The organism is Streptomyces sp. 150FB, from assembly GCF_000818195.1.
Taxonomy (GTDB): Bacteria; Actinomycetota; Actinomycetes; order Streptomycetales; family Streptomycetaceae; genus Streptomyces.
In genome coordinates, this window is record NZ_JTHL01000001.1 from 1286663 (window position 1) to 1299146 (window position 12484).

At 70.9% G+C, this 12484-nt stretch carries 11 protein-coding genes and 1 pseudogene; 3 read left to right on the plus strand and 9 right to left on the minus strand.

Annotated features, from left to right (window positions below; translation table 11 throughout):
* Window positions 1–1250: alginate lyase family protein (locus QR77_RS05050; protein ID WP_040027341.1), on the minus strand; the 1250-nt coding region annotated here is incomplete at its 3' end.
* A 268-nt stretch (window positions 1251–1518) separates the two neighbouring features.
* Between QR77_RS05050 and QR77_RS05055 the strand changes: the two genes are divergently transcribed.
* The gene (locus tag QR77_RS05055; protein WP_040019870.1) at window positions 1519–2226 is read left to right on the plus strand and encodes a DUF5995 family protein; all 708 of its coding nucleotides are present in this window, start codon (window positions 1519–1521) and stop codon (window positions 2224–2226) included.
* A gap of 60 nt (window positions 2227–2286) precedes the next feature.
* Window positions 2287–3219 (plus strand): TIGR03619 family F420-dependent LLM class oxidoreductase, encoded by a 933-nt coding sequence (locus tag QR77_RS05060; RefSeq protein ID WP_040019871.1) that lies wholly within the window; start codon window positions 2287–2289, stop codon window positions 3217–3219.
* Between the two features lie 111 nt (window positions 3220–3330).
* On the opposite strand, the gene QR77_RS05065 is transcribed toward QR77_RS05060, so the two are convergent.
* From QR77_RS05065 to QR77_RS05075, 3 genes are all read right to left on the minus strand, one after another.
* A complete protein-coding gene (locus tag QR77_RS05065) occupies window positions 3331–5052 on the minus strand; it encodes an NAD(P)/FAD-dependent oxidoreductase (protein WP_040019873.1) in 1722 nt (573 codons plus the stop codon).
* An 80-nt stretch (window positions 5053–5132) separates the two neighbouring features.
* Complete coding sequence (locus QR77_RS05070) at window positions 5133–5930, minus strand: carbon-nitrogen hydrolase family protein (protein WP_040027342.1); 798 nt, start codon at window positions 5928–5930, stop codon at window positions 5133–5135.
* Between the two features lie 192 nt (window positions 5931–6122).
* Complete coding sequence (locus QR77_RS05075; protein ID WP_040019874.1) at window positions 6123–6599, minus strand: Lrp/AsnC family transcriptional regulator; 477 nt, start codon at window positions 6597–6599, stop codon at window positions 6123–6125.
* Window positions 6600–6754: 155 nt separating this feature from the next.
* Between QR77_RS05075 and QR77_RS05080 the strand changes: the two genes are divergently transcribed.
* Window positions 6755–7153: an ATP-binding protein gene (locus QR77_RS05080; protein ID WP_040019876.1), complete on the plus strand. Its 399-nt coding sequence runs from the start codon at window positions 6755–6757 to the stop codon at window positions 7151–7153.
* A gap of 73 nt (window positions 7154–7226) precedes the next feature.
* Here the strand turns inward: QR77_RS05080 and QR77_RS05085 are convergent, their stop codons facing one another.
* From QR77_RS05085 to QR77_RS48275, 5 genes and pseudogenes are all read right to left on the minus strand, one after another.
* The gene (locus tag QR77_RS05085) at window positions 7227–8108 is read right to left on the minus strand and encodes an RNA polymerase sigma factor SigF (RefSeq protein WP_040019878.1); all 882 of its coding nucleotides are present in this window, start codon (window positions 8106–8108) and stop codon (window positions 7227–7229) included.
* Window positions 8109–8250: 142 nt separating this feature from the next.
* Window positions 8251–9693, minus strand: a complete 1443-nt coding sequence (locus QR77_RS05090) for a GuaB1 family IMP dehydrogenase-related protein (protein WP_040019880.1) — start codon at window positions 9691–9693, stop codon at window positions 8251–8253.
* Window positions 9694–9929: 236 nt separating this feature from the next.
* The gene (locus tag QR77_RS05095; RefSeq protein ID WP_040019882.1) at window positions 9930–10955 is read right to left on the minus strand and encodes a sugar-binding domain-containing protein; all 1026 of its coding nucleotides are present in this window, start codon (window positions 10953–10955) and stop codon (window positions 9930–9932) included.
* A 177-nt stretch (window positions 10956–11132) separates the two neighbouring features.
* Window positions 11133–11816: a ribulose-phosphate 3-epimerase gene (gene rpe, locus QR77_RS05100; RefSeq protein WP_040019885.1), complete on the minus strand. Its 684-nt coding sequence runs from the start codon at window positions 11814–11816 to the stop codon at window positions 11133–11135.
* 168 nt (window positions 11817–11984) lie between these two features.
* Window positions 11985–12484, minus strand: a pseudogene (locus tag QR77_RS48275) (rRNA cytosine-C5-methyltransferase); the annotation flags it as partial.

The following is a 12484-nucleotide window of genomic DNA, read 5'->3' on the forward strand; positions in this document are numbered from 1 at the left end:
GCCGGCCGCAGCGCCCAGAGATCACCGGTGGGCGGCGCCTGGAGCAGCGGAACCGCCGCCTTGGCCTTCGCGTCGCCGGCGTCGGCCGCCGCGTGGACGATGTCACTGGCCGCGTACCGGTAGAACTCCAGCTCGGGGTGGGGCCAGGGTGCGGCCCCGGTCGCGGCGGGCAGCAGATAGTCGACGGCCTTGAACAGGCTCTGCCCCTGCGGCCCCCGGTAGGACCAGAGGTCGACCCCGACCTGTTTCCCGATGGCGGCGAGCCGGGTGTAGGCGACCAGGTCGAAGGTCGAGTAGTGCCAGCTACGCGTACGGGCCAGTTCCTGCGGCTGGGTGCCGTCCCCGGCGATCTGGGGGTCGATCCGCTTCGCGCGGGCGGCGAGGACGGTACTGCGCGCGAGGTCCTTGTTCCCGGTGGCGAGTGCGAGTCCCGCGATCTGCATGTCCATGAAGGTGCCGTGGTTGTTGTCGGCCGCCGACTCCTCCTTGCCGAAGGGGGAGTTGACGAGCCAGCCCAGGAAGTCCTTGTTCCAGGCGCTCATTCCCGCGCGGTCGGCGTCGGTCCAGCCGGGCGCGCCCGTGTCGAGAATCGCGAGGGCGTCGACGACCGAGGTGAACTGTTGTGAGAAGTCGATGATTCCGATGGCCCGGCCGTCGTACTTGCACGGGATGAACTGCCCGTGGTCCAGATTCGGGTTCATCCGGGTCGCCGGGTCGACGAACCAGGTGCGCAGGATCTCGGCGGCGTGCTCCGCGTACTCCTTCTTGCCCGTGTAGTACCAGGCCAGGCTGAGGGTGGTCGCCGAGTTGAAGACCTTGCCGACGTCGGGCCGGTCGGTGCCGGTGTCGACCTCGGGGTTGCGCTCGCCGTCGCGCTGGACGTACGGGCAGCCCCAGGGGTTGTCGGCGGTCTTCGGCTGGGAGGGCCACCAGTAGGGCGCCTGGCTGAGGTAGTCGTGCGGATCGCCGCCGGGGGCGGGGGCCGGCTTGTCGGTGACGGTCCAGGGTCCCTGCCCGAGCCATGAATCGGCTTGGGCGGTCAGGGACTTGACCGCCGTACGGAGCGCGGGGTCGCCCTTGTCGAGGCGGATACGGGCCTGTTGCATCCGCTTGCCGTCGATCACCGAGGTGGCCGGTACGGGGACGGAGCGCGCGGCGGCCGAGGAGGAGACGGTGGGGACGAGAACGGCGGCGACGGTGACCGCCGCGGCGATCAGGGCGCCCAGACGCCGGCGGGGGGTTCCGCTCATCGAACACTCCCATCAGAGAGGTGAGTCATATATGAGAACAGAGTTCATGGACGAGACCGTGTGAGCGTAGAATGGCCTCCCACAACTGACAATGGTTCGCGCAGGATTCACGGATGAGACCGGCAGCGGATCCAGTCAGGGACGCGAACCCCGGCTCGGTCCTGACCCGCACCTGGCCCGGCCCCGCGTTCGCCCATTGCGGTGACCACCCCCGCGCCCCGGACTCCGCCGGGCTTCGGGGCGGCCACCGGGCTGGAAGCCTGCGTCCATGGCGGAGACCGAACAACTCAGAACCCCCGCGGCGGCCACCATCCCGTCCTCGCTCGACGGCGTCCTCGCCCGGCTGCGCGCCCTGGATTCCGCCTGGCCGGCGACCGACGGCGTCGCTGTCTTCAACGGCGTCTACCTCTCCGTCACCGAGGAGATCGCCCGGCGGATCGAAGCGGGCCAATTCGAGGACCGGCGGGCCGCGATCGCACTGGATGCGCTCTTCGCCGAGCGCTATCTCTCGGCGGCGGAGACCGCGACGGCCGGCGGGCTGCCGCCGGCCTGCTGGCAGCCGCTGTTCCACTGCCGGGCCCATCCGTACGTCGCTCCGCTCCAGTTCGCGATGGCGGGCATCAACGCCCATATCGGGCACGACCTGGCGCTCGCGGTGGTCGACACCTGCGGGGCCCTCACCTGCGGCCCGTCCGAGCTGAAAAGCGCGTTCGAGCAGGTGGGCGAGATCCTCACGCTGCTGGAGGAACGGATCCGCGAAGAGGTCATGCCGGGTCCCGATCTGCTGGAACTCGCGGGCCCGCTCACCCACTTCGTCGGCACCTGGAGCCTGGAGCACGCACGCGCCGCCGCCTGGAAGGCCGCACTGGTCATCTGGCGGCTGCGGGCGGTTCCCGCCCTCTCCGAGGAATTCGCCGAACGGCTTGATTCAGGCGTCGGGTTGGTGGGACGCTACATCCTGACCCCATATAGTTGACTGCTGAACTACCCTTACGCAGGGCGGCACTTCCCCCGCCGCCGCACAAAGGAGTGCAGCATGTCGATCAAGCTCGGACTTGCCCTTCCGCAGTCCAGGTCGTACGACATCAGCCGCGATGTCGCATCCGTGGCCAAGGCCGCTGAGGCGTCCGGCTACGAGAGCCTGTGGGCCTTCGAACGCGTTCTCTTCCCGACCCCCGCCACCCAGGGGCTCTACGGGATCCCGGGTCTCGACTGGCCCGAGAACTACCGTGGCGTGGGCGACCCGCTGATCACCCTCGCCCTGGCGGGCGCCGCCACCGAGCGCGCCCGGCTGGGCACCAGCGTCCTCGTCGCCCCGCTGCACGTCCCCTTCCAACTGGCCCGCTCGCTGGCCACGTTGGACGCGGCGACCGGCGGCCGGGTGGTTGCCGGGCTCGGTACCGGCTGGTCCCTGGACGAGTACGCGGCGGCTTCCGTCGCCCCGTTCGAGAAGCGCGGCGCCGTCCTGGACGAGGTGCTCGACGTGTTCGCCGCCGTCTGGGGCGCCGACCCCGTCTCGTACGAGGGCACCCTGACGCACATCGCACCGGCCGAGGTCGGCCCCAAGCCGGCCGGTCATCTGCCGGTCTTCCTGGCGGCGAGCAACGGCCGCGCCTTCCGCCGGCTCGTCGACAAGGCGGACGGCTGGATGCCCGTGGCCGCGGGCGTCGCCGCGCTGTCCGAGGGGTGGCAGAAGCTCCAGGAGGTGGCGGCCGAGCGCGGCCGTGAGCGGCCGATCGACGTCATCGCGCGGGCGAACGCGTACTACAGCGCGAAGCCCTTCGAGGGCGAGAACCGCATGCCGTTCCAGGGCAGTGTCGAGCAGCTCGTCGAGGACCTGGCGGCACACGCCGCGGTGGACGGCGTCGGCGAGATCCTGATCGACCTCCAGTCGACGGTGACCGACGCCCAGGAGATGTCCGACGTGGCGGCCGAGATCATCGCGGCGGCGCGCGCCGCGGGCGTCTGATCCTCACCCGGATCTGCCGCTGATCGCGGCCGGGGGCCGCCGCGCGCCGGTACGTACGCTCATGTGCGCATGTGCCGTACGCACGCGGCGGCCCCCGGCTCAGTCCTCCGCTCAGTCCTCCGGAAGCTCGACCGGCGCGATCTCGTCGTAGACGTCGCCGGGCCCGGGGTTGGTGCCGTCCGTCGCGCCGCCGAAGTGGTTCATCACGCCCCACACCGCGTTGAGCGCGGTCTGCACAGCGCCCTCGGCCCAGCCGGCCGTCCAGGAGATGTCGTCGCCGGCCAGGAAGATCCCCCGCTTGTCCGCCGGCAGTCCCTCCTGCATGAAATGGGTGAACAGCCGCCGCTGGTAGCGGTAGTGGCCCGGCAGGTTGGCCTTGAACGCGCCCATGAAGTACGGCTCGTTCTCCCAGGACACCGTCACCGGGCTGCCGATGATGTGCCGCCGGATGTCGACCCGGGGGTAGATCTCGCGCAGCGAGTTGAGCATGACCTCCATCCGCTCGTCGGCGGAGAGCGGCAGCCACTTCAGGCTGTCGTCGCACCAGGTGTACGAGAGGCAGATGACGGCCGGCTTGTCCGGGCCGCTGTCCAGCAGATACGTCCCCCGGGTCATCCGGTCGGTGAGCGTCATCGACATCACGTCGCGCCCGGTCGGCCGCCCCGCGTCGTCGACCGCCTCATCCAGCCAGAACGGCCGGTCGACCGGCACGAACAGCTTGGACGACTCCATGTAGTGGGTGCGCTCCATGGCCGTCCAGTGGTCGATCGGGAAGAGCGAGTCGTCGCAGGCGATCTTGGAGAGCAGCATCCACGACTGGGCGGTGAAGACGGCGGCCCGGTAGGTGCGGATCCGGCCCGAGGCGTCCGTGACGGTGATCCCGTTGCCCGCCGTACGGTGCAGCCGGGTCACGGCCGGCAGCGGCTCGCCACCGTGGAGCGAGGCGAGTGAGGTCCCCGAGGGCCAGTGGATGATCTTCGGCGGCTCGTGCTCCCAGAGCCGCAGCGGGAGTTGACGGCTGCCGCCGATGATGCCCCGGTGGTCGTCGTCGGCCTCGGTGTAGACGACCCGCAGGATCTCCAGGATGGAGTTGGGGAAGTCGGTGTCCCAGCCGCCGGTGCCGAAGCCGACCTGGCCGAAGATCTCGCGGTGGCGGAAGGACTTGAACGCCGGGGAGTCGCAGAGGAATCCGTAGAACGTCTGGTTGTCGAGCTTTTCCACGAGCCGCGCCCAGATCTCCCGGATACGCGGGACGTCGCGCTCGCGCAGCGCGCGGTTCATGTCGGAGAAGTCGGCGCCCTCCTCCAGACAGGTGTTCCACGCGTCCATCACCTCGCGGAAGACCTCCGGCAGGTCGTCGACCGTACGCGCGTAGTGCGACGCGCCCTTCAGGTCGACCACGGTCGAAGGGGTGCCAGGGGCAAGCGGGTTGGGGAACGGTCTGGTCTCCAGGCCCACCAGGTCGATGTAGTGCTGGAGCGCCGTGGAGGAGAGCGGGAAGCGCATCGCGCCCATCTCGGCGGTGAGTTCGGGGTCGCAGCCCTCGAAGCCCACCGTACGGAGCCGGCCGCCGATCCGGTCGGCCTCGTACAGCACGGGCCGCAGGCCCATCCGCATCAGCTCGTAGGCGGTGACGATGCCGGAGAGCCCGCCGCCGATGACGGCGACCTCGGCGCCGTGCTCGGTGGCCGGTATCTGGCCGAGGCCCGCCGGGTGCGCGAGGAAGTCGTCGTACGCGTAAGGGAAGTCGGGGCCGAACATGGTGATCGGCGGCCGGGTGCCGCCCGACGGCACGTCGGCGTGCTGGACGGCGGTGGGCACCGTGGACGTCATGGGGCGGGGCTCCTCGCGGGTACGGCGGGGCGGACAGGATCAGGCCTGGGCCGGGTGTGGGCCGGGGTGTCGGCTCGGGCTCAGGTGAGGGCGTCGTACAGGCCGGGGCGGCGGTCCAGCAGATACGGGTTGGCCGCGCGGGACGCCGCCAGCAGCCCTGCGTCGACATCCCCGATGAGCAGCTCGTCGCCGCTGCCGGCCCTGGCCCTGACCGTGCCGTCGGGGCCGGCGAGGGCGCTGAGCCCGACGAACTCGAACTCGCCCTCCTGGCCTGTCCTGTTCACGTACGCCACATACATCTGGTTCTCGAAGGCGCGGACGGGCACGACAGATCGCGCCACGAACTCGAAGGGGTGCATCTGGGCGGTGGGTACGAGCAGCAGATCGGTACCGGCCAGGGCGTGGGCCCGTACGTTCTCCGGGAACTCGACGTCGTAACAGATCATGATCCCCAGCCGCAGCCCCGCCAGTTCGGCCTGGACGACGGGCCGCTCCCCCGGTGTGAACCACTCGCGCTCGAAGTCCCCGAAGAGGTGCGTCTTGCGGTAGTTGGCGAGCGGCACACCGTCGGGGCCGATCAGCCGGGCCGCGTTGAAGATCCGCTCGCCGTCGCGTTCGGGGTAGCCGTAGAGGATGGCGAGACGGTGCCGGGCGGCGATCTCGGCGACAGCGACGGCGCCGGGCCCCTGGGCGGGCTCGGCCAGCCGCGACACGCCGTCGCCGATGGCATAGCCGGACAGGAACATCTCGGGGCAGACCAGCAGCCCGGCCCCGCCTGCCGCGGCGCCGGCCGCGGCCGCTTCGAGCGCGGCGAGATTACCGGCGACCGAACCGGGTCGTCCCGAACTCTGGAGCAGGGCGGTGCGCAGCGGCTGCAGGGCTGACGACACGGCTGACGGCATGGCTGACCTCGGACGGTACGAAAGGTGTGCGGGGAGACGTTCCGACGGTACGGGCCTGCCGTCGTACCGGACAAGACGCGACCGTTGCGTCCTGACCACCGATCTGTTGCGCGTGAACCGCGTGTCGCGGTGATTCGTTGCGCCCGCCCGCGAACCTGCCGGACAGGTCTAGGCGCTGGGCGAGCCCGGCGCCCCCGGCGAGCCCGACGAGTAGCGCCTGAGCAGCGGCGACAGCACGAGCACCGACTTCGTACGCTCGACGTACGGCTCGCCCGCGATGCGTTCGAGCACCTGCTCGAAGTGGCGCATGTCGGCGGCGAAGACCTGCACGATGGCGTCGGCGTCGCCGGTGACGGTGGAGGCGGCCACGACCTCCGGATAGCGTTCCAGACCCCGGTGGATGGCTTCGGGCGAGGTGTTGCGGCTGCAGTAGATCTCGATGAACCCCTCGGTCTGCCAGCCGAGCGCGGCCGGGTCCACCCGTACGGTGAAGCCGGTGATCGCTCCCCCGGCGCGCAGCCGGTCCACGCGCCGCTTCACCGCTGGGGCGGAGAGACCCACGAGGGAGCCGATGTCGGAGTACGAGCGGCGGGCGTCCTCGGCGAGAGCGTGGACGATGCGTTCGTCGAGGTCGTTGAGTCGCACTTCTGGCGGTCACTTCTACGAGGGGGCCGGTCGGGAGGGGCGGCGGAGGCCGCATCCGAAGTAGAACACGCCTCCCGACCTGGTGTTGCGTGAGCGTGGGCAGAGCGCGCACGCCGACACCGATGGAACGCGGATAACGGGGTAAGCGCCCGGAGATGAGTACCGAGCCGCATGTGGTCGTCGTGGACTCGCCGCACCGGGACAGTGCGGCGGCCCGGGGCGCCGCCGCCGATTTCGTGACGCGGTACTGCCCCTGGGCCGATCTGGACGCGGTGCTGCTGGTGGTGTCGGAGCTGGTGACCAATGCCATCCGGCACACGTCCGGCTGGTGGCGGCTGCGCCTCACGGCCGCGTACGGGACGCTGCTGGTGGAGATGGACGACTCCAGTCCGCTGCTGCCGGTGGCGCGCGAGCCGGACTTCGGCGGCGGGGGCGGGTTCGGCTGGCACATGGTGCTGCGGCTCGCCGGCCGCGTGGAGATAAGGCCGCTGCCGGACGGGAAGCGGGTTCAGGCGCTCTGGCAGCGGGACCGGGTCACTTCCCCGGCGTACTGAGCACGGGCCACGCTGCGGAAGGGGCGCCCGGCGATCGCCGGGCGCCCCTTCCGTACGCGGGTGTCGCGCCGTACTACTCCACGGCGAGCAGCCCCGCCCGCAGCCGTCCGGTGATCCGCGCCAGCAACCGGGACACATGCATCTGTGAGACGCCCAGCTCGGCGCCGATCTCCGCCTGGGTCATCTCGTCACCGAAGCGCATCCGCAGGATCTGCCGCTCCCGGTCGTCCAGCTCCCGGATGAGGGGCTTGAGCGCCTGGACGTTCTCCGCCGTCTCCATGTCGGCGTCGAGCCCGCCCAGCCGCTCGGACAGAGGAGACGAGGACTGCTCGGACTCGTCCGTCGGCATGTCGATCGAGCCGGCGGTGTAGCCGTTGCTCGCGACGACGCCCTCCAGGACTTCGTCCTCCTCGATGCCCAGATGCCGGGCCAGTTCGGCCGTCGTCGGCGCCCGGTCCAGCCGCTGGGACAGCTCGTCGGTCGCCCTGGCGAGGTCTATACGCAGCTCCTGGAGCCGGCGCGGCACATGAACGGCCCAACTCGTGTCGCGGAAGAACCGCTTGATCTCACCCACTATGTACGGCAGGGCGAACGTCGCGAATTCCACCTCGCGGCTCAGCTCGAAGCGGTCGATCGCCTTGATCAGGCCGATGGTGCCGACCTGGACGATGTCCTCCATCTGGTCGGAGCGGTTCCGGAAGCGGGCGGCCGCGTAGCGGACCAGCGCGAGATTCAGCTCGATCAGCGTGTTGCGCACGTACTGGTATTCGTGCGTTCCTTCTTCGAGCTGGGTGAGCCGGGAGAAGAAGTGCCTGGAGATCTCTCGCGCGTCCTTGGGGGCCACCTCCCCCGGGCACTCCACGAACGGAAGATCGAGCGTCGCCGTTCCGGCGGACTGCTGGGCTCCGTATCGCGTGCGGTCGGTCGGGTCCGGGACCGTGCTCGCCGTGGACACGTGGTCCTCCCCTGCTCATGGTCAGTGGGTAAGTGCGTGGCTCGTATACCCCGGTATTCGCTCCTCATGTCCGCGAATCCGGGAAAACTTTCGCGGCGCCGGCCGCGGGACAGGGCCGAGGCCCTGCCCAGCGAACGGAGCCTTAGATCCAGCTCGCGTGGAGCGGCTGGCCCTCCGCGTATCCGGCGGCGCTCTGGATGCCGACGATCGCCTTCTCGGCGAACTCCTCCAGCGAGTTGGCACCGGCGTAGGAGCAGGAGGAGCGGACCCCGGCGACGATCGAGTCGATCAGGTCCTCAACTCCGGGGCGGGCGGGGTCGAGGAACATCCGCGAGGTGGAGATGCCCTCCTCGAAGAGTCCCTTGCGGGCCCGGTCGTACGCCGACTCCTCGCTCGTACGGTTGCGTACGGCGCGGGCGGAGGCCATGCCGAACGACTCCTTGTAGAGCCGCCCGTCGGCGGCCTGCTGGAGGTCGCCGGGCGACTCGTACGTACCGGCGAACCAGGAGCCGATCATGACGTTCGACGCGCCCGCCGCGAGCGCCATGGCGACATCGCGCGGGTGGCGTACCCCGCCGTCGGCCCATACGTGCTTGCCGTGCTTCCGCGCCTCGGCCGCGCACTCCATGACGGCCGAGAACTGCGGCCTGCCCACGCCGGTCATCATGCGGGTGGTGCACATGGCGCCGGGGCCGACACCGACCTTGATGATGTCGGCGCCCGCGTCGATCAGGTCCCGGACGCCCTCGGCGGAGACTATGTTGCCCGCGACGAGCGGCACCTTCGGGTCGAGGGCGCGCACCGCCTTGACTGCGGCGAGCATCGACTCCTGGTGGCCGTGCGCGGTGTCCACGACGAGTGTGTCGACCCCCGCTTCGAGCAACTGCGCCGCCTTGCCCGCGACCTCGCCGTTGATCCCGACGGCCGCGGCGATCCGCAGCTTGCCTCCGGCGTCGGTGGCGGGGGTGTAGAGCGTCGCGCGCAGGGCGCCCGTACGGGTGAGGATGCCGGCGAGCCTGCCGTCGGCGTCGACGGCGGGCGCGAGCTTGCGGTTGGCGCCGTCGAGCGCGTTGAACGCCTCGCGGGGATCCATGTCGGCGGCGATCGCGAGCACGTCCTTGGACATGACCTCGGAGAGCTGGGTGAAGCGGTCGACCCCTGTCAGGTCGTGCTCGGTGACGATCCCGACCGGCCGGCCGTCCGCGTCGACGACCACCCCGGCGCCGTGTGCCCGCTTCGGCAGCAGCGACAGCGCGTCGCCGACGGTCTGGGAAGGGGCCAGCGTGATCGGGGTGTCCAGCACGAGATGGCGGGTCTTGACCCAGGAGATGACATCGGTGACGACGTCGATCGGGATGTCCTGCGGGATGACGACGAGCCCGCCGCGCCGGGCGACGGTCTCGGCCATCCGGCGGCCGGCGATCGCGGTCATGTTGGCGACGACCAGCGGGATCGTCGTACCGGTGCCGTCGGGGGCCCGGAGGTCCACCGCCTGGCGGGAGCCGACGGCGGAGCGGCTCGGCACCATGAAGACATCGTCGTATGTCAGGTCGTACGGCGGCTGAAGATCGTTGAGGAAACGCATACCGACTCTCTCACCTGCGAATTCATCTAGGGGGCGGGTGGGGAGTCAGCGCCGGATCAGCACGGCCCGGGCTGCGGCTCCTCTGTCATCATCGCTGATGACGCGCCTCCCTGGCCAACAGCGGGGGCCGGTCTGTAGCTTCCGCCCGAGAGTTCGCGATGGGCCCGCCGCGATTCTGGATCTTCGTCCAAGACCGGGCCGCTCGCCGGTGGCGGGACCGGTTCCGGTGCGCGCCCTCAGTGGGCGGTGACGCTGTCGGGGTCGGCGCGCTCCAGCGCGGGGCGGGGGGCCGGGCTGAACTCCGTCAGCAGGAAGTCGGCGGCGGCCGTGTCGGTGACGAGGCTGGTGACCAGCCCCGAGCGCAGGACGGCCCCGATGGCCAGCGCCTTGCGCAGTCCGCCGGCGATCGCCACGACCTCCGGGATGCGCCGCAGCCGGTCGGCCTCGACGGTGATGCAGCGCTCGCCGAGGTCACGCCCGACCCGCCGGCCCTCGGCGTCGAAGAGGTGCGCGGACATCTCGGCGGCGACCCCGAGCGAGGCGTAGTGGCCGCGCTCCTCGTCGGTGAGCATGTCGTGGACGGTGGAGATGCCCGCCTCCCAGGACCCGATGGAGACGGCGGCGACCGTGACCTTGTCGAAGTACTCGAAGGCCCGCGCGATGCCGGGCTGGCCGCGCAGCGCGGCGGCGGTCGCCGGGTCGGGCAGCAGCATCGGCGCGTAGATGGGGTGCGCCTCTCCCCCGGACACCTGGGCGGCGCGCCGTACGGCCTCCACGGAGCCCCGCTCGGCGGTGCCCGCATCGTACACACCGGTGAGCTGTACGACCGTGCAGGGCGGCAGCCGGTCGAGCGCCGCCGCCATGTGGATGGTGGACCTGCCCCAGGCGAGGCCGAGCACATCGCCCTCGGCGACCAGCTCACCGAGCAGATCGGCGGCCACCTCGCCCAGGTTCTCCGGGTCGGGCGACTCGTCGGCGCCCTCGGCGGGGGACTCGACGACGACCGCGTGCCGCAGGCCGTAGCGGGCGCGCAGCGCGTCCGAACGCTCGGCGTCCAGTTCGGCGGGGACGCGGATCTCGATCCGTACGAGGTCGCGCTCCAGAGCCGTCTCCAGGACCCGCGCCACCTTGAAGCGGCTGACGCCGAACTCCTCGGCGATCTGGATCTTGGACTTTCCCTCCAGGTAGAAGCGGCGGGCCATCGCCGCCGCCTGAACCAGCTCCGCGGGTCCCATCCGCAGGGCCGATCGACCCGCCGACATTCCAGACACCGCGATCTCCTTCACTCACTCTGTGCTCATTTGGATTCGCTGTTCATCCTGTCAGATCCAGCGATCCCTGATCAGCCCTGACGGGCGCCGTTCACGTTCCCTTGGCCGGCCGGTCGGCTCACGACCCGACCGGCGCGGCGGGCGGGCTCCCGCTCATGGCCCCAGCCGTCAGTGGCCGCACGCCCAGGAGGCGGTGGCCGTGGCCTCGGCCGCCTGGTGGCGCAGCATCCGTACGGCCGCCGCCGGGTCGTCCGTCCCGTACACGGCGGAACCGGCGACGAAGACGTCGGCTCCGGCCTCCGCGCACTGTTCGATGGTGGAGGCCGAGACCCCGCCGTCGACCTGGAGCCACAGTTCGAGCCCGTGCTTGGAGATCAACTGCCGGGTGCGGCGGATCTTGGGCAGCATGATGTCGAGGAACGCCTGGCCGCCGAAGCCCGGTTCCACGGTCATGATCAGCAGCATGTCGAGTTCGGGGAGGAGGTCCTCGTACGGCTCGATGGGCGTCGCGGGCTTCAGTCCCATGGACGCCTTGGCGCCCTTGGCGCGGATCTCACGCGCCAGCCGTACGGGGGCGCCGGCGGCCTCCGCGTGGAAGGTCACCGAGCCCGCGCCGGCCTCGACGAACTGCGGGGCCCAGCGATCCGGGTCCTCGATCATCAGATGGCAGTCCAGCGGTGTGTCCGTCGCCCGTGCGAGCGCCTCGACCACCGGCACACCGAGGGTCAGATTGGGCACGAAGTGGTTGTCCATGACATCGACATGGAGCCAGTCGGCGCCTTCGACGGCCTTCGCCTCCTCGGCGAGCCGGGAGAAGTCGGCGGACAGGATGCTGGGGTTGATCTGGGCCATGGCCCAAGCCTGCCATGGACCGGGACCCGCGCAGGCCACGGTCCGCCCACCGGTCGGTGCCAGACCTCGCAATCCTCGCGATTCGGTGCGGGCACGGCCGATTTGTCGATCCGTCGATGTGTCGGCCCGGGACGGGACGGCAGCGGCGGGCGTGGCGAGCGCGGTGACTCAGGCCGTACGGCGCAGCAGCGCCAGGTACATGGCGTCCGTGCCGTGCAGGTGCGGCCAGAGCTGCACGTCCGGTCCTTCGCCGAGCGCGGGCACTCCCGGCATCAGCGGCCGTGCGTCGATCCAGTCGGCCGATACGGCGGGTCCGCCCCGGCCGCCCAGTACGTCCTCCACGACGATCCGGGTCTCGGCGAGGTGCGGGGAACAGGTCGCGTATCCGACCACGCCCCCCACGCGGACGGCGGCCAGCGCCTCCCGCAGCAGGCTGCGCTGGAGCGGCGCGAAGCCCTCCAGGTCGGAGGCGCGGCGCCGCCAGCGCGCCTCGGGCCTGCGGCGCAGCGCGCCGAGACCGGAGCAGGGGACGTCGACGAGCACCCGGTCGAAGGATCCCGGCACCCAGGGCGGGCGGGTGCCGTCAGCGGTGATCACCTGGTACGGGCCGGGGTTCCCGGCGAGGGCGCGCTCGACGAGCCTCGCCCTGTGCTGCTGCTTCTCGGCGG

Bases quoted from the DNA above. Each gene is read 5' to 3' on its own strand.
- rpe (WP_040019885.1), bottom strand. From the start codon at position 11,816: ATGGCCCAGATCAACCCCAGCATCCTGTCCGCCGACTTCTCCCGGCTC.
- QR77_RS05095 (WP_040019882.1), bottom strand. From the start codon at position 10,955: ATGTCGGCGGGTCGATCGGCCCTGCGGATGGGACCCGCGGAGCTGGTT.
- QR77_RS05080 (WP_040019876.1), top strand. From the start codon at position 6,755: ATGAGTACCGAGCCGCATGTGGTCGTCGTGGACTCGCCGCACCGGGAC.
- QR77_RS05060 (WP_040019871.1), top strand. From the start codon at position 2,287: ATGTCGATCAAGCTCGGACTTGCCCTTCCGCAGTCCAGGTCGTACGAC.
- QR77_RS05090 (WP_040019880.1), bottom strand. From the start codon at position 9,693: ATGCGTTTCCTCAACGATCTTCAGCCGCCGTACGACCTGACATACGAC.
- QR77_RS05065 (WP_040019873.1), bottom strand. From the start codon at position 5,052: ATGACGTCCACGGTGCCCACCGCCGTCCAGCACGCCGACGTGCCGTCG.
- QR77_RS05055 (WP_040019870.1), top strand. From the start codon at position 1,519: ATGGCGGAGACCGAACAACTCAGAACCCCCGCGGCGGCCACCATCCCG.